The sequence below is a fragment of the Algoriphagus oliviformis genome (assembly GCF_017254915.1).
In the GTDB taxonomy this organism is placed as follows: domain Bacteria; phylum Bacteroidota; class Bacteroidia; order Cytophagales; family Cyclobacteriaceae; genus Algoriphagus; species Algoriphagus oliviformis.
Genome location: NZ_JAFKCT010000006.1, coordinates 258,421 through 276,261 on the forward strand (window position 1 = coordinate 258,421; position 17,841 = coordinate 276,261).

Annotated in this window: 8 protein-coding genes; 1 reads left to right on the top strand and 7 read right to left on the bottom strand. The window is 55.1% G+C overall.

Going from position 1 to position 17,841, the window contains the following annotated elements:
* Window positions 1–8: 8 nt before the first annotated feature.
* The 5 genes from J0A68_RS15270 to J0A68_RS15290 form a co-directional block, all read right to left on the bottom strand.
* On the bottom strand, window positions 9–1,778 hold the full coding sequence (locus tag J0A68_RS15270) for a hypothetical protein (protein WP_206579080.1): 1,770 nt from the start codon (window positions 1,776–1,778) through the stop codon (window positions 9–11).
* Between the two features lie 6 nt (window positions 1,779–1,784).
* Window positions 1,785–6,656, bottom strand: coding sequence for a hypothetical protein (locus J0A68_RS15275; RefSeq protein ID WP_206579081.1), 4,872 nt, complete (start codon window positions 6,654–6,656; stop codon window positions 1,785–1,787).
* Window positions 6,657–6,682: 26 nt separating this feature from the next.
* Window positions 6,683–9,847, bottom strand: a complete 3,165-nt coding sequence (locus J0A68_RS15280) for a hypothetical protein (RefSeq protein ID WP_206579082.1) — start codon at window positions 9,845–9,847, stop codon at window positions 6,683–6,685.
* An 18-nt stretch (window positions 9,848–9,865) separates the two neighbouring features.
* Window positions 9,866–13,423: a DUF6603 domain-containing protein gene (locus tag J0A68_RS15285; RefSeq protein WP_206579083.1), complete on the bottom strand. Its 3,558-nt coding sequence runs from the start codon at window positions 13,421–13,423 to the stop codon at window positions 9,866–9,868.
* A gap of 81 nt (window positions 13,424–13,504) precedes the next feature.
* Complete coding sequence (locus J0A68_RS15290) at window positions 13,505–16,045, bottom strand: metallophosphoesterase family protein (RefSeq protein WP_206579084.1); 2,541 nt, start codon at window positions 16,043–16,045, stop codon at window positions 13,505–13,507.
* Window positions 16,046–16,095: 50 nt separating this feature from the next.
* Between J0A68_RS15290 and J0A68_RS15295 the strand changes: the two genes are divergently transcribed.
* Window positions 16,096–16,320 (top strand): hypothetical protein, encoded by a 225-nt coding sequence (locus tag J0A68_RS15295; protein ID WP_206579085.1) that lies wholly within the window; start codon window positions 16,096–16,098, stop codon window positions 16,318–16,320.
* A 122-nt stretch (window positions 16,321–16,442) separates the two neighbouring features.
* Here the strand turns inward: J0A68_RS15295 and J0A68_RS15300 are convergent, their stop codons facing one another.
* Entirely contained in the window at window positions 16,443–16,844 is a 402-nt protein-coding gene (locus J0A68_RS15300) for a hypothetical protein (protein WP_206579086.1), read from the bottom strand.
* A 5-nt stretch (window positions 16,845–16,849) separates the two neighbouring features.
* On the bottom strand, window positions 16,850–17,737 hold the full coding sequence (locus J0A68_RS15305) for a hypothetical protein (protein ID WP_206579087.1): 888 nt from the start codon (window positions 17,735–17,737) through the stop codon (window positions 16,850–16,852).
* Between the last annotated feature and the right edge of the window lie 104 nt (window positions 17,738–17,841).

The window sequence follows — 17,841 nt, forward strand, 5'->3', positions numbered from 1 at the left end:
GGAAGACTTTATTCTCCTTTCTTCTCGATAGGTAAAAGGCGATCAAACATCAATCCGCTCCAGCCCTCGCCTCTGCCTGTGGTCTTGGTTCTTCCTACCCAAAGTATCGTTTTGCCGTCGATCCAGCGCGTTCGCTTGAAGGCACGCTTCACAATCACGCCCGCCCTGGGCACTTCCTCCTCCTCGATGAAGTGAACCGGCTGCTGTTCTTTGAGCAAAAGGCTGCTTGGCGCGGGGGCATTGGGGATTTTTGCCCTTTGCAGGCGAATCTCCTGCTCACTTCCGTTTTTGTGGACCGGGATGAAAGGGATCCAGTTTTCTGGAACGGAAGTTCCGGCCAGGTATCGGACCTTGGACTCAGGATTGTCGGGCTCATCCAGCGGGCTAAAACGTGGCCGGATCAGCTTCACCTCCCTTCCCCCACCGGCGATTGAGGGAACGGTGTTTTCAATCGCCCACACCATATTGGTCATCTCGTCCCGCATGAAATTCACCTTTTCCAAAGGCTCGCTTTGCTGGAGCTTCAGGATCGAGGGAGCGAGGTAAAATCTGTTTCTGGGCGACTGTAGGTCATGCCGCTCGTTGTGGCGGAACATCGCAAACTCGTGCCAGGCCACTTCCGGATCGGTAAAGGTCGGCTCGATCAGTACGTGCTGCCCAAACACATCGGTGACGAGTATATTTTTGACCTCACAGTAGGTATTGATCTTCATGGGATACGGCAGTACAAACCAATCGTTGGAATAGGTAATCCCGTATTCGGTGATGAGCATGGACAGCAGCCCGGTGGTTCCTGACTGGATCTTGGCAAAGTCGATCTGGCCATCCTCCATCTGCCAAAAACGGGGATTAGGAATCCCGGAGTATTGCAGTGGGGTGGGAATGAAAGTCTGCACACCCACTCTCAGCTGGCCGGTCTGCTGGATCTCCGAAGGCGTAGATCTGACATTCTCGTCAAAGCTGCTCCAATCCAACTTTCCCGAGGCATACTGGTCAGCTTCGAGCACGACTGTTTTGCCATTTTCGGGATTCGGCATCTCCAGGTGAAAATTGTATTCCATTCGCTCCGGCGTCCACGCATTTTGGCCCGATTCGCCCTGATAGTAGAGCGCCTTGTACCAAACTTGAAATTGCTCTGCTATGGTCGTCGTGAGCAGGTTGCGGTCAGCGGCCTTGAAGGCAGCCTCATTGTTGACCCAGTCTTGAAACGTCCCGTCCGTCATCGCCTGCAGGATCGCGTGTCCATCGGGAAACTTGCCCAACACCGTCTGCGCAAAAAGAACCCCTTCCCTATCCTGTGCATTTTGATCGGACGAGAGCGGGAATCTTTCGAGGAATGCCGGACGCAATCTTTTCCTGCCCTGCTCGCTTAGTATCCTAAAAAATTGCCTGCCCATCTGCACCTGCAAAAACAGGTTGACCTCCACCGCCTCGTGCTCGACTTCTGGCTCCAGGGGAGTCTGGCTCGGGTCGTATTTTTTAGACGCTTTTCCCGAAATCGCCAGCACACCGGGTTCCTGTTCCTCAGAGAGGATTTTTGCCTGGCAGGCAGTCCCCGCATCCTCCCCCTGAAACTCCCCGAGCTGCCACTGCCGAGTCAGCATCCATAGGGGGTCGGCCGTCTCAGCCCGGAGGCTTTTCTCAAACTCCGCCTGTCTCGGAAGTCCCTCCAGACGGTTGCGATTGGAAATGAAAGGCTCAAAAAAGCGCTTGTCCAAAACGGAAGTCGCCAGATTCGCGCTGGCCTTTAGCTTGGCAAATTCACTCAAAGTCAGCATGTCTTGTCAGTTTTTTTCCCACTTGGTGTACAGTTGCATATTGGTGGACTTGACCAGCTGCATGAATTTGTCATTCAGGGTCAGGTAGTCCAAGGACACGTTGGCTTCCTTGACGTCATAGGAAGCGATGGTCATCGGAAGAAGGATCTTGAGCACATCGTGCTCCATCAGCTGATCCGGCTCCACAGCCCGGGACCGAGATCGCCGGATGGTGTCATTCAGCACGCCCTGCAGCACGTCCCAGTCCCATTTCCCACTTTGCGTAGGCTCCACGGCCAGCAGCACCGCTTGGGGTGCCGTTGCATTGGGCTGGTTATAATGGTAGGCAAGCCCGGTGATCTCCTCTTCCACGGGGATTTTTTCCGTCCATTCATCCAAAATCAACACCGACTGCAAGTCCTTGGTCTGCGCAGCCTGCGCCCCTAGGCACGCAAGGGAAACGGTATCCTCCATGATATTGAATGGCTTGCCTGCGTATTCTTTGGGAAACTCAAAGCCGAGCCAGCTATCGTCAGGACGGAAAGGAACCTGCGCCAGCGAAAGGTCCATCGCTTCGTTGCCCAAGGCCTCGCTCATAAACCGCAGCGTTTCAAAACGCGCCACCGCGGGTCTCACCCTCGCCACCGACTGCAGCCAAGACTCCTTGTTTACCTCCCCACTCAGCCCGGTCTTCCCATTGATATACTTCAGGAGCTGCTTTTCGTCTTTCAGGGTCTTTTTCATGACGTCCTCATTGGAGTATAGGAAGCGGGGGATCGGCAAAAAGTCCTCCCCTAACAAGGCCTTTGCGGCCTCAGATAGCGACTTCAACCGAGGAATCACCTCCGTCTCTGTTGCCGCCTTCGCGAGCCTTTCCGCACCCAGCTCGATCTTGGCATTTACTACTTTCCAAAGGTTTCCAACCCTGGACAGCAGGTCCTCCTGGCTTTCACCGACCTCTGGCCCCAAGCTTTGAGGATACGCCAGCTGCACGCCAAACAAGCTTGCGGACTCCTGAAACTCTCTGATCCCCGACAGCGTCTCCGGCGAAAGATCCACTGCCTGATAGAGCTGGGACGGCTCAACACTTGCCTCTGCCAGGCCAAACAGCGCCGACATGCTCGGAGGATTTGTCTCGTCTTTGGGCAAGGACGGCCCTGGCACCATGGCACCAAATGCCTCCACCATGCTTCGCAGCGAGCCCAGCCCTTCTTCTATTCTTTGCCTGTAGTCTTCAAAATCCACCCCTGTCAACTCGAGCGAATTGACCACCGATTTTGCCCTGCTCGCAAAGTCTCTCGCGTCTGCCACGCGGCTCTGGCCCAAGCTCATCTTGATGCTTCGCAAAAGGGGAAAAGCGGAAGCCAAACTGATCGCAGAGGCACGCAGTTCGGGAGAAAACTCGATCTGGAGACGCACGGAGGCTTCCAGCCTCTTAGATTTCCTAAAATAAGAGGCGATCCGGCTCTCCAGCTCCGTGGCGCCAGCGGAGAGGTCTTCGGACAGCAAGTACACCAGATCGATGGGTTGGAGCCCTAGGTCATCGAGGGACACCAGTTCGGTTTTGGACCGGGCTCCCGTCTCCGGGATCGAGGTGACACGGCACATGATCTTGCGGGGATCGCCGATCAGCTCGGCAACCCATCGGTTCAATCCCGGCTCGAATGCCGCTCGGGGACTCGGGTCGGCAGGCCAGCCCTTTCCCGGAGGGGAAAACTTTTTGACATCCAAATGCGCCGCGATTCTATGCGTATAGGTCAGCAGACTCGATCTGGGCGTATCCAGCACCTGTATCTCGGGAGGCGTATCGGCCATCAGCGCCGAGTTCAACACGCCGGAGGTCCGGTCTCTATTTCCCTGGGTGATCTGAAAAGCCGCCTCGGTGACCAAAAGGTCGTTGCACGCGTCCAGGGTATTTGCCAGCTGGGCTTTGAGTGCGAGCACCAAAGGTCTATGCGCCGCCACTGTGACCAAACTGCTGACCTCCGCATCTGAAGCCTTCAGGATTTTCAGCCCATTGACCACAGGGTAGCTGTCGATGGTCTCCTGGGCCTCCGTGGCTCCCTGCTGAGGGATCGACAGGTTTTCGATCTCGTATTTGCTTCGAAAAGCCTGGATATACCGATTCAGGTTGTGGGCGGGATTGCTGGTAGTGGCATCGTGCAGCCCCCTCTCAAACTCGTATCCGAGCAAAACCTCCAGTCTTTGGCCATTGCGTATCCCCTCAAACAGCGCCATCGCCCGTCTCGCTCGGTCACTGGAGAGGTTCATGGCAAAAAGACTGGGATTGGAGGGGCTGGCGTGGTTTTTATAGCCAGCCAAGAGCAGGCCGACGGCCGTCGCATGGTTGAGGGAAGGGACGTGTGAAAATCCCGCGTTTTGCTTGAGCTTGATTGGAGGCGTCCCGTCTTTTGGCCAAAGCTCCTTGGGGACGGTGCGCTGGTTCAAGACTTTTTTGGGCTCCGGACGGAGGTTTTCCACCCAGCCATAGGAGGCCAGATAGACGCCCGTTGGAGCTTTTGCCCTGTTTTGTTGGAGCCTCCTGGTAAACAAGCCCATCTGCCAGGCATCCAGCCGATACGAGCAGAGGTCCACGAAGTCCGCGAGATTTCGCTCCAAGGCTTTGGTAGAAAGCCCTCCGAGATAGTTCATCGCTGCCCGCATCGGGGCAATGTTCGGATTCCAAGGCAGCCGGATCCTTGGATTGAGGAGATGGTCGCCGAGGCTGGTATTGACGTTGGCAAAGGCGTTGGAATTGATTTTTTTGGGATCTCCCTTCAGCAGTTCAAAGCTGGTGAGGTCCTGGTTATTTTTGTCCATGTTGAAAAAACTCTTTTCAAACATGGCCGACTTGATCACCTGGTTGTTTGCTTGGTAGGCTTTGGTTCCCGCCTGCTTCAGTTCCGAGAGAAGCGCATGGCGCATCAACAGGGCCAGCAGTGACCGTGGGGGCTTATCTCCTCCAAAATTCACCGTCTCGATCTCGGCGAGCGTGCACCTTGTCCCCATATACTCGGCGTAGTTCAGTCCCGACTTGGGCAGCTTGGGCAGAAACTCCGCGTCCGAGGCAGCCACGTCCGGCAAGATCAGCTTGTCTGCGCCGATGGGATTGGTCCACTGGTAAAAGACCATGTTGGAGATCAAGGGGTAAAAATTGCCCTTGGCAAGGGGATTGAACCCTAGCGTAGTAAGAAACTCTACTATCCTTTGGTTGAGGTTTTTGATCTCCACATTGAAAAAGGACTGGTTCACCAACGGGGAAGCCAGACTATAGTCGGGGAGGTTACCCAGGCGCTGGCGAAAAGCCACCGAGCCCGGCTGAAGTCCCAGTATTTTCAGCAGAATCTCCCAGCTGTCCCCAGGCATCCCCACGCGCGGCACTTTGGCCGAAAGCTGGTCCCACACCGACTGCAGGCGCTTCAGCACCTCCGCCAAGCCGATGAAAAACTTTCCGGATGCGGCTTCATTCCAGCGGGACAGGTCACTGGTGAGCAGCACCCCATAGGGCTGGTCTCCTACCCGAATTGCCGACAAGGGACCTCGGGCTGTGACAAAAGAGGTGAAAAAGCTCCGTATCTGGACAGCGTCGGCCTCCTTGATCGCCGGCTCCATGAGCTCCTCAAAGTAATAGGCAAGGGTGGCGGCGTACAGTGCCCGATTCATCATCAGATTGTCAAAATGGTCCATCTGCGCCGCGTGGGAGAGGTCTTTGAGCACCTCCCTGTTTATCCCAAATCCTTGCGCAAACAAGTCCAAATCCGACTGGGGATTGGCAGGCACGGCCTGTTCCTCATAGTACCCTTTGGACAGGTTGTCCTCGTTGCGGGAATAGCCTGACGCGCCGGTTTCGGTGTTGTTGGTGGGAGTGCCTTGCGGCAAAAAAGACAGGCCCTTGGAGGAGTAGTGGTGATTCTCAAAAAGGTCTTCAACGAGCTTTTTGCCGGACTCGGGATCCGCCGAGTGAAGAAGGCCCAAAACCGTGATCCGCTCGATCGATCCGTCCGCCACCCGCATCGCTGGACTGAGCTTCACCTTCATCCCAAGCCCCTTTGCCACTGCCTTGTCAAAACTCTGGAGCCAGGCGATTTCCTCCTGAAAGACAATCTCATCCTCTTTTTTGGCAAAAGGCTGCTCGGTGGCCAGGGGGTCAGGCCCCAAGAAAACCGTATCAGGGATCACTGCGCCCACCTGCTCGTGGACGGCCTTGCCATGGGCAAAGATGGTCAGTACAAACCTGTCCGGCAGAGCCTGCGTCCTTGCGGCCCGCGTCCAGCTGCTTTCCTTGAATTGGGTATGCTTCGGAAAGTCCAAGTTGGCAGGCGGAGGGCTGTCGGTCTTGGGCCAATTGAGCGGCCGGGTCGCCTTGGCTATCCAAATGGCGCGCTGGGGACTGATGGACACGGCTTTGAGGTTTTCCCAAGCCAGTTTCTTCTTCGACTCCGCCTCTTCTCCCGGAGGAAAACTGTGCAAACCTGCCCTCTTGGCCCAGTATTCCTCCCCTGCCTCCACTTCCTTTTCCGCAAGCAAGGGCTCATGGGTATCGGCGTGGATGTCGTCTGGAAAGATCCTGACCCAAAGTTCCTGGGCCGCACCCACGGGAGTGACGAACCGTGTCTCGATCCTCACAGGCAGCATGACTATGGGCAAGTCCCCGCTGAGTTCGCGGGTGAGCGTACGATGGTTCACAGCCAGCAGGCCCGTGATGGCGGCATTGAGGGAGACTTCGGTTTGTCTGAAAAGCAGCTCTTTCTGCTTGGATGCGCTGCTCATGGTCACGGAAGTCCCCTTCTTGGCCTTAGAGGCCATCTCCAGCTTATCCGAATAGCTTGATTTCTCAGCCGAGCTGTAGGTTTCGCGCAGTTGCTTGATTTTTTTTATCTGCTCTAGGAAAGTTGCCATAGCGAAAAGTTTACCGTTTGCCCATTCTACTTTTTCCAGAAATCCCTCTTGTACACCCCATAGTGCTGCAGTAGGCTCGTGCGGACCTTTGCCCCTTGGTTCTGCTCGTTGATTTCCTTGTCCAGCATCTCGGAGGCGTGCACAGCCACCATCACCGGGCGCTGGATCAGGATAGAGGCCATGTCGGCGGAGCTTCTGCCCCAGACACCCTTGGCTGCCGTCGGATCCTTTTTGTTTGGCTGCTTGCTGCCGCTGGCAAATGGCAAGGCCTCGGCACCGAAGTTTTCCCAAGAGAGATCGTTCCAGGTAAACTTGGTCGGGTCTACGGGGTCAAACTTGATGTCCATGCCAAAGCGAGGCTCTCCCGGCACTTCGGCGATCACAAAAAACCACCCCTCCTTGTTCCCCGGAAAATCCGCCATCGCCGTGATGCCCGCCGCCTCCTCGATGGTCAGGTCAAAGCCCAAAAGCTTGATGTCCGGTGGCAACTCGGCCTGATAGATCGGGAAGCGCACCTCCTTCTTAAACTTCGTCTCGTCCAGATCTTGGGTGATCACCCATTTCCCGTCTTTCTTGAATGCCTTCTGGGCATAGACGACCGTGTTGGGAAACTTCTTGAGCAGCTCACCCCGGATCACAAAAACGAGCTGCTCGGAATCACCCTCCTTGTCCCGGGCATTGTTCCTTCCCAACTTGGCCGCTTTGGGCCACTTGTGGATCGGTGCGATGTCCTTCAACGACTCCGAGTCGGTAGGACTGCTGTCCGGTGTCACAAAGCCTTTCACATCCCAAAACTGCCGGAAATAGCTCCCCCGCATATCAGTCGGGTATTCCCTCCACAGCAGCTCCCGGCCCATTTCAAAATTTAAGCCCACCAGATAGGACTCGATGAATTTCTGGTTGGTGCGCAACAGCGAAAACGTATTGGGCTGGATCAGGTGGAGATTGGGCAGGAGCAGCTCCTTGTCCCGATCCACCAAAAACTTATAGGAAGGAGCCGGAAAATCAGGATAAGCCATCGCCGGAAGAAAGTCCGGATCCACGCTCGGCCTCTTCGTACCCGGGCCCCAGAAAATCCTCGAGTCCAGAAGCTTCTTGTATGCCGCCAGCGGCTTGAAGGTCTGGAGGCTGTCGATAGCCAGCTTATTGGTATCAACACTGGGCGGCGCAGGCGGTATGTCCCTAAACTTGAACACCACATCGTAGTCCACAAAGGCATTTTTGTAGGCCGTATGGGCTGCAAAGCCCGTGTCTTTCACCACGTCGATAGGCTTGATCACAGAGACGGCATCTACCTTGAGCACAATGGAATCCAGCCTAATCGCCGAAACAGGGGTAGTCTTCTTGATTGCTGTCGGGCCGGTCACCTTGGGCACGGTGACTTTGGGCTGGTTCACCGCCTTGACCACATCCTTGTTGAGAAGCTTGTCCCAAGCAGCGACTTCCGGAAGTCCCCCAGCAAAGTCCTTCTGGAAGAAAACGGCATCCTTGTCCAAGTTGGACTGCAGACTCCACACCTTCAAGTTTTCCAGCTTGGGCGGAATCGCCACCACATTGATTCCACTCAGGGAGGCGAGTCCTATGAATTTGTCGATCGATGCGGCAGTCAAGCCTCCGACGGCGTTGGTTTTTTGCAGAAGCAGGGAGAAAGACGGCATCACTGAGGCCTGCTTCTCGATGGCACGCACCACAGACGTGTTTGGCCGGAGGATTTTTTGAAAACCCGCCATCAGGGTCGCATCCGGAATTTTCCCCTGATTCACGGTTTTCTTCACCGTGAGTCCCCCAGATAGGATCTTGGAGGAAAGATTTCTACTGAAGGAAAGCACGTTTTCCTTGGGCTGGGGGAGAATGTTTTTGATATAGGCGCGCTCCATGGTCTGGGCCATGAGCTGCGCCATCTGCATCTTCCTGTTGGCTTCCAACACGTCGTTTAGCTGCTTCCAGGCCTGATCCATCAGATTTTCTTGGTCATCCTGTACGGCCTGCACCCCAAATCCCGCCGGCACGCGGGTTCGTGGGTCACGGTTTAGGTCGTTGTACCACACTTCGGACGCAGGATCAAAAGTCGGAATCACCTTTTCCCCCGGCTTGCTCAGATCCTTTCGCATCGCATGGTACATCCCGTAGAAAGGCATCGTCACAATCGGGTCTTCATCGGGGTTTTCGACCTGCCCACGGTTGAGGTTGAGCAGCTTGCCCAGTTCCGTCTGAAATTCATTGGGCTGGATCTGTGTCGAAACAGCCGTCGGGGCCATTACCGCCCCCTCCAGCAAAACGGTCTTTGGGCTGGGAGCGGGGATTTCCTCGGTAGAGTCCGCGCGAAAATATCCCGGAGCGGAGCAATCCATCGGCCTAGATCCCACCCGCTCGTCCATCACACGCGGCTCGATCAATTTCACCAAAGACTCAAAGTCGAAGTTGGCTCCGGTACGGAAATGCCATCTATAGTAGACGGGAAACTCCAAATCCGAGCCCGTACCCCAAGCGGCCTGCTGGGCCATCACACCTGCCGGATCGCGCTCCAGTCCTGCCAATCGCCCGGTCTCGAAACTCGGAACAAGAAATGCATGATACATCACGTTGGGTTCCAGCTTTCTTGGGCACATCACCCGACTGTAGACCCCATCCGGATCGGTCTTCACCCCCTGGCGAAATGCCGCGATATTGCTTTCAAAGACATTTCCCGATTTGGGCAGGTTGGCATGCATGTGCGCCCAAAGGTGGATTTCCCCGTGAGGCTGTAGCGCCGCGGCATCCAATACCTTGATCGAACGGAGCGGCTTCTGTCTTTTGGTATCCTCAAACTCCGTCTCTTTTAGAACGATGAGACTCAGCCAAGGCCTGAGCTTTCTTCCCTCATCCGTAGCAGATGCGGGGGTATAGCGCCAAGGAAAATCCTCATCGTAAAATTCGATGTAGGCTAGGTAGTTGGGCTCGAAATTGGAAATCCCGTCTCTCGGCTCCGTCCGCACGACCATGTCCGCATTGACGCCTGTGATGTCGCCGGGGCCCTGGAGGGTGAAATTCATCCTCGGCACGGCCATCGTACCGTTCAGCTTGATATCCACCGGGATCTGCGCACGCTCGACCTGCACCCCGGGGTTTGCCCCCAAGGTGTCTTTCTCGATGACGTTGGCCGAGATGCCGCGCCTGGACCAAGAGAAGAAGTTGTATTGCCCAAAATTCATAGCTGTCATTTTATTGTCCTAAACCAACTCATGCATGCCTACGACTTGATAGTTTGCCTCTTTTACCCCGTTTTTCTGGCTGGCCTTTTTCAGGTTCTCCAGCGCTTCGGCATAGCTCTCCGCCCGGAAGGTTGGATTGAGTTCCTTGAGGTCATCGTTGGAAGCGACGGTAAAACCCGTGGTGCGCAAGGCGACCTTCTCCGGGGCATTCAGGGATTTGGCGGCCTCGTTTTTCCAGGAAAGCTTGGAGCCGGATGCCCCAGCCCCCCTGACCAGATGCTTAAAGCCACCCAGCGGGATCTTCATGAAGCGGCGGGGAGGGGCGAGATCGTCGTCATAGGTGTAGTCCAGCTCGTAGTCCAAAACCACTGAATCCAACTCGTCCTTTGCCAGCTGCAGTTCTCCGGTGTCATTGATGGTCACGCCGCTCTCGAGCCGTTCGAAGGACTTGCGAGAAAGCTTCTCGTCCTCTGACAGCTCTTGATAGTTGCCTATGGCAAAAAGTTCCTTCGCCTGGGTCAATGCGGGCTTAGCGGCACCTATGGACACCTCAGAAATCCGGAAATTAGCTTCGTCGGCCTTCAGAGGCTTACGGTTGCCGTACTTTTTGATGTCCATGTTCAGCGGAAGGCTCCTCTGGCTGAAAGTGATCGAGCCGAATGGCTGAATCAGCAGATCCACCTGCTGATCCTCCGGAATGGCCCTGAGACTGACATGGAGGTGGTTGTTTTCCGGAATGATCGGCCGCCAGTTGCCAGACTTTTGAAGCTCTGCGGTCAGCAAGGCGCGAAGGTCTTCCGTCTCGATCGCCACATCGGGCTTGGGATCTCCCCAGGTCTCGTCAAAGCTGATCGTGACGGTGACAAACAGCAAACCAAAGGACACTTCCCCGGAAATGTTCCATGGCGTGGGCCCCGAAAGCCGCCCGATAAAGTGGATGCCAAACAGCACACTCGTGCCCTGCCGTATCGCCAAGGTGGCTTCCAGCCGCACGATGAAGCTGAACGGATCAAAAATAAACAGGACGTCCAAAGCCAGGGCCCCGTAAAGGTTAAATCCTAGTGGACCCTCGGCCAGCAGCTCTACTTTGGCCCCAAACTGCACGGAGTTGGAGGTCACGGCCAAGTAGCACTCGACGCTCAGTCTGGGATTGTCCCCGCTCAAGAGCTGCAGGCTGATCCTATCCATGTCCCGGAAGGCCCCAGGCAGGGTCGGCACCGTGGGATAATCCTTGAAGTCGGGGTGAAAGCCACCGATGCTGAGTCCAAAGGCATCACTGCCTCCCCATGCCACCACCAGCGCCAAACTTCCCGTGAGGGGAAAGCCCACCAGTTTGGAATCGAAGAGCCTGGCCTCGAAATACACAAAGCCGTTTTGGAAGTCGATCACGCCGAGGAAATTGACCTGGATCTTGACCAGTGCGGTTTCTTCGGTCGGCAGTACCATCTTGACCACGCCGATGATGATGATCTTTGGCTCCGGCAGCTCGAGGATAATCCCGATTTCCACGGAAATCAGCGTAGGGGTACCCCAGCCTATTTTGCCCATCAGACCGATCAGGAAGGTATCCTCCTTGATGGGAAAAATCTGCTTGATATCGCTGATGATGCGGGAGATGTTGCCGACGACATCCTCGGGAAAGAGGATGCTTTTGAGCGCATTGGTTTTCAAGCCCACACGCAGCGCCTCGACTTCGGCCCGTCTGTTGATCCCCAGCAGGCCACCGACGCCGATCAGGGCAAAGCCAAAGCCCAGCTGCACTGGGGAAAACTCCGCGGTGATGATGATCAGCAGGGAGAAGCCCTCGCTGCCGTCGGGCATCTTGGTATTGATGATCCCGACCGCCTTGAGATCAAACATGTTTTTGAAGGAAAGCTCCAGCGCGCCGAAGTACTCCCCTTTGTCCGGATCCAGGTACAAAAATCCCCCACCTGTGACCACGCCTGCGTTGATGCGGATGCCGGCGCCGGTGGGCCACTTGATTGCGGGAATCAGGTCATAGCCAAACACGCCCCCATTTCCTTCCAGTTTTTTGGCCTGTAGGTTTAGCCCCAGCCGATTGATGGTCAGGGTGACCGGAGGGCCAAATTTCAGCCAAAAGTCCAGGGAAACCTCCAGCTCAATGGTGTTCATGTCTTCGCTCACGTTCACCTTGATGGTGAGCACTTCCAGGCCAACGATATCGCCGAGGTTTTTGTGGATGGGAAGGCGCATGTTCAGCGCATTGAGGAGGGTGGTGAGGATTTTAGCCAATGGCTCGGCATCGCCTCCCGACGCTGCGGGCGTAGAAGAAGCGTCTCCGCCCGACGCAGGCGCAGAGGAACCACCCCCTGAACCCGATTCCGGCTTTTTCTTTTCGTCTATGCCGATGTTGCCATTTCCGTCGACGATAAAGCCATGCTTGAGGGAATAGCCTATTCCCAACGGAAACTTGTCATTCAGATCCGGAATCAAGCTAAAAGGAAAGCCCGTCAGGCCTCCTTTGCCCACTTCGTAGTGGATATTGAGAATTCCCTTGACCAATAGATCGTCGGGCTGCACCATCACCCCCATCTTCGCGGTGCCAAAAGCAAACTTGATGACTGGCTTGTCGAGCAGCGCGATCTTGGTGGGATTGGGCGTATTGTAGCTGTAGAATACGATAAACTTGTTTGCACTCCCGGCCTTTGCCTCAGGCAGGGTGCCGATCCTAAAAAGGCCATCCCCAGTCACATCGTAGCCTACCGAATGCCTATCCCCTTCCCCAATGTTGAAGGTGCGGGCACTTTTGCCCAGCAGCTTGGTGACGAAAGCTACTCCACCATGGGACTTGGGGGCAAAAAGCAAGGTATTGTAGAGCTGCAAAGGAACTTCGCCCGCTATCCGAGCGTCCACGCTGTAGGTGAACGTGCGATTCGAGATCCTGTCGGCAATAGGCGTGGTGCTGGTCTCGACGCCTTCGTAGCCGTAGTTGGAGCCGATGGTGAGGTCTTCTACCCCTCCCTTTCTCAGGAAATGGTCCAACAAAAACAGTCCTCCGGCAATTGCCAAAAACAGGGAGTCGGAAAGCGCATCGGCGGAGTCTTCATCCTCCAGCCCTTTGCCCAGGCTTTTCAAAAACCCACCGATGTCATCCACGATAAAGTTGGACGAGCCACCTGCGGCGGCCATCTTGGTGTCGAGGGCATTGAGCAGGCTGATCACGGAGTGGACAGCCGGCATGCGCCTTCTGAGGTATTCGAGTGTGAAGAGGTTCAGGATAGCGGTGACGAGCTCGTTTGCGGTACGCTTTTCGTCTCCTCCGCTGGCAGCAATCGCCGCCCTCACGATCCCCTCGATGGCCACCACGATGGCCGTCATGTCGGCGATCGCGCCAGCCAGCTTGAAGGGCTGCACCTCGTCGTCCGCCTTGTTGACGTATTCTTCCAGACTCGTGCCTATGGGAATATTGGGTGCACCCGTGGGGGGAAGCCCCAGCGAACCCAGCAGCTCATTTCTGGCCTGGTCATCCGAAAAAATATCCAGACCGGGCTTGATGATCTCGTAGAAAAGCTTGAGCACTTTCTGGAAAAAATCCTGGCTATCGTCTTCTGCCATCTTGATTCAGTTTACATGGAATCCCATTTTTTCATCCAACTCTCGACTACTCATACACCCGCAGAGGCAGGCCCCTGTCCGCTAGGTCGGCAACTCGGGCCTCGCCTGCTCTCCCACGGGCGTCTTCAATGGCACCTCATAGACCATCTTTGCCCCCAGCAGCTCATGCTTCAGCTTCCAGCTGTCCCCATCAGCGGTGAAAGTGATCCAGCCCACATTGCTGTTCCAGGCGATCCTCGGGGACTTGCCTTCCATGTAGGCCTTTTGGTGCCTGGAGACTACGTTGAAATAGCCATCCTTCATGGAGGTGGCATTTCCGACGACGATATCCGTGGCACCGACAGGATCGTCCTTCAGGCCTTCCTTGTCCTTGAGCACCCGCACCTTCCACCTCCAGTCTGGCGCAGGACTGACCGTCGCTCCGGGAGTCCAGCCCTCGATGGGGATGGCAGCAGTGGTCTGTCTGAGTCTTTGCCTATTGCGGGCAGTGACGTCCCCACCGGCAGAGACCAGTTTGTCTTTCCACCCAAACTTGGACAGCCCATCCCCAAAGGCCGTCAGGATTTTCTGGACCACAGCACTTTTGAGGATTAGCACATTGGGCAGCCATTCGTTTTTGAGGGCGCTGGAGGTCAGCTGGACGATACGGCTGCTGGGAGCGGTGGCGTTGCCTTTCCAATAGTCCATCACCGTGGTACAGCCGTAGTGCACATCTCCGGATAGCAAAACCACGCTTTTGTAGCTGTCTAGCCTGGCAATCAGCCTTTCAAAACCAGGAATGCTAAAGCCCCATGCCTCAAAATCGAAATTCAGATTGCCTCCGATGATCCCGGGATTGGCGTCGCTTTTCCCTTTCAAAGCGATCACCGCAGTGGCGGCCGGCTGCACCAGCTCCTCAAAGTTGGGCAGGCCCAATACCGGACAGGGGGAGACGATGAATACAAAGGGAGGGTTGTCAGTCAGGGTACTTGGAGTCTGGCTCGAAAGCGAGGTTTCGGATATCAGCTCGGGCACCGTGTTGAGGCTTTCGTAGTGGCGCTGGGTGCGCGTGTCCAAGACAATCGCTTGGGATGTGCCCAGCTTCAGGCCATAGTTCCAGTGTAGGGAGGTAGGCTGGCTTCCCATGCCCAGGAGGTTTTCCATTTTCTCCAAAACATCCGTCCTCAGCGTATTGAGCTTGGTGTTGTTTGCGTAGCGAAAAGCATATTCTCCCGTATAAAGGAGAAACTGGGCCTTTTTGTGGGTACTGGGAGTCATGTCGTCAAAGATCATGGGAATCGCCTCCTTGTAATCTTCTGGACTATTTCCCCAGTCCTGAAAGACCGCATAGGCCATCATGGCGTTTCGGATGATGTCCCGCCCAAAGGGCTTGGAGAGCACCTGGTTGTTCCATCTTTTAGTAATGGCCCAGTCGTCGGTCACCTCGTGGTCATCCATGATCATGTAGGTGGGCACGTTGGCGAGTACACGGCTGACTTCGGGGAGCTTTTTCATAAAGGCAGCCATATCCTTCAGTTCATGCTTCAGCGTAAACTTGGTCTCCTTCAGCCAGGCTTTGAACTTGTCCGAATTGGAATCGGAGAATTGCGCCCTTGTGATCGAGTCCTCGCTAAAGACAAACGCATCGGTAGGCCGACTAGCCTTGATGAGATTGACCAGGTTGGTGTCCGCCGCCGGACTGGGATCATCGACAAACTTGGTAATGACTTCGTCCAGCTTGGCGGAAAGCTGCTCGGGGCTCGCGTCAGCTATCTTCTTGATCTCCGAGATCATGTCCCCGCTCCAGGATCGGATATTCCAGTATTTCAGGTAGGTACCGGCATATTCCTCAAAGCTCAGCAGATGGTTGGCAGCCGCCTGGCTGGAGAATCCGGCAAACTTGTTGACCAGTCGCTGGCGAAAAAAAGGCGGATAGTTCACCACATCAGCTTCATGCTCCGGCGCCGCACCACCTTCGGCGTTGATTTTCATCTTCTCGATGTTGGGGCCAAAAATCGAGCTGCCGTCCATTGCCCCCAGACTTCTGAGAAAAAAACCAGGAACTTCATCGGCATAGATCTGGTCTCCCGTCAGGAAGAGCGCCTGGGGACGCTTGAGAGGATCTTGGCGGTTGTCTTTGATCTTGGAGTCCAGCAGTGCCAAGGCATCTTGGCCATGGCCGTGCATTTTCCGACAGCTGCCGTGGACGATGTTGAGTTTGTCCGGGGTTTCGCCGGGCAGGCAAAAAGAGGGCAACACGTTTTTTTTGTATCCCAAAGCAAGCTGGGGTCTGTCTCCCACCGTCTTGCCATCTTCGAGAAACTTATCCTTCAAAAAGTCAAAATCCTGGGGATCGTCTATCTCATGGTACACCATGTTGTAGCTGTATACCTTGGTGGGGTCGAGCCCGGGACTGGGAATGTCCACGGTCACCAGCCCTATCCACAGGTTTGTCCCAAACTGGAGCGTGTGGCTTTCCCCCTCGGCTATGGGCGTGTTGCCTGTCGTGAAAAGCGTGCCGCTGGAATGCTCGATGTTGTCTCCCTCCCATATTTTGAGGGTGAGGTGGTTGTTGGCCATGAAGGCCGCCCATACCGACACCTTGCTCTTCTCCACACGACGGAGGATGGGGCCACAAATCATTTTCTGGAAGGGCATATAAAAATCCTTGAAAGCAAAAGTTCCAAAAAGCCTTGGATCAAAAACCACCCATCAAGCAAGCCCAACCGGAGCGTTTTGAAGAAAAGCAACTAAAAGCCAAATCAGAAGAAACTGGACAATGTCATCGCCCAAACCGCAAAAACAGGCATTCCAACAAAGGGGCGGATATCCAGTACCGAATCAAAAGTCCAGGTTTGATATCAAAAATGGACTCCAGCAAAGTTCAAAAATTGAGAGCAGTAAGCTTTCTAAATTAGAATCTTACCACAAGCTTTGCAAGCCATCAGGCACAAAAAAGGCCTCGCGGGCGGAATATCATCAAACTAAAAACGCCTCGATCTCTCGGCCAGGAGCCCAAAAAATCAAATTTGTCGGACTCCTATTCCAGCGGCCCTTTCCACACGGTAAACAGATCTTTGATCGAATTCCCTATCCCCATGGGATCCCTGTTTAAGATGGCTGCGCCGAGGATGAGGATGGCCGAAGCGGTGTCCAGCCCCTTCTGGACGGTCTCCAGCTTCTTGATAGTATTCCTGATCTCAGCGGTGACAGCGCTGATCTTGGCCAAGGACTCAGCCACCTCATCCATCACCAGCGTAGTCGAGTAGGCCAGGATGTCTTCCCCGCAGCGGAGTATGGCGGCCTGCATGTCGCTCAGCTCCTTGTTTTCCTCCAGGGTGAGCTTGCCCCAGTTTTCATAGCGGAAATCCCCGATGGCCATGCCCAGGAAAAAGAAGTCATCGGAAAGTCGCTTTGCTTGCTCGGAGGTCAGCTTGGCCATAGTGCTCAGGGTTTAAGTTTGTTGAATTCAGACAACAAGATCTTGACCTGGCCGGAATAGCCCAACATGGCTAGGGCTAGGTCTTTGGCCACCAGCTTGTCCCGCTTGTCGTAGAGCTCCTGGTGTCCCTTGGCGATCTCGAGTAGCGCATCCGCGAAGAGCTCCATTTGCTTTTCCTTTTTCTCGATCTCACCCAGCGTCTGATAGTAGTCCGTCGCCGCCTTGCCTTTCTCATAGTCGGACTGCAGCGTGTTGTTCATTTTCATGTCCATGTAGTAGGCGTACAGCCGCTCCTTCTTGAAGCGCAGCTCCCCTTTCAGGTTTTCCCGCGTAGTCTTTTGAAATGCCTCCAGCAACACCTGCAGCGGCGCATTGGCCTCCTCGATGTAGGCCGCTATTTTCCTTCTTCGGTAAAAGTCCGTCGTACTTCTCAGCATGAGGTTGGATATCGACGAATAGGCCCCAGCCATGTTTGCGTCCACCGTCAGCGGTCCGAGTTCCTCGGCAGTCAGGGAAGTGACCAAGCCCTCGGTGCTGAACTCGGTCAGCTCATTTTGGGCGAGGTGGCCCAAAGCCTCGAAATAGCCTCCCACCACCTGATACATGCTCACCATCACGCTGTCCGCCTCGAGGTATAGCCCGCAGTCGCAGTCCAGCACACGGTTAAACTCAAACTTCCGAATGGCCTCGTAGGCACACCTGTCCACACAGTGGTCCTCAAAAGTGTAGCCCAGTTGCTCGAAACTTTTTATCCCGCTCAGGGAGCTTCCGGAAAAATCCCGGACGGCCTTCAGGTTGACACAACCCAAGAGCCCGAAGGAGAGGCTCAAAACAGAGACCAGCGAGACTCCGACGCGGCACAATCGACTGAAAACCATAGCAAATGCGGTCAAAAATCCAAGTTTAAAAAAACTGCCTGAACCCAGCTCGGCAAGGCCCTAAAAAGATACGAAGAAGACTTTGCAAATCCACACCGAGAACAGACTAGCCACTTTTT

Bases quoted from the DNA above. Each gene is read 5' to 3' on its own strand.
- J0A68_RS15280 (WP_206579082.1), bottom strand. From the start codon at position 9,847: ATGAATTTTGGGCAATACAACTTCTTCTCTTGGTCCAGGCGCGGCATC.
- J0A68_RS15300 (WP_206579086.1), bottom strand. From the start codon at position 16,844: ATGGCCAAGCTGACCTCCGAGCAAGCAAAGCGACTTTCCGATGACTTC.
- J0A68_RS15275 (WP_206579081.1), bottom strand. From the start codon at position 6,656: ATGGCAACTTTCCTAGAGCAGATAAAAAAAATCAAGCAACTGCGCGAA.
- J0A68_RS15290 (WP_206579084.1), bottom strand. From the start codon at position 16,045: ATGATTTGTGGCCCCATCCTCCGTCGTGTGGAGAAGAGCAAGGTGTCG.
- J0A68_RS15285 (WP_206579083.1), bottom strand. From the start codon at position 13,423: ATGGCAGAAGACGATAGCCAGGATTTTTTCCAGAAAGTGCTCAAGCTT.
- J0A68_RS15270 (WP_206579080.1), bottom strand. From the start codon at position 1,778: ATGCTGACTTTGAGTGAATTTGCCAAGCTAAAGGCCAGCGCGAATCTG.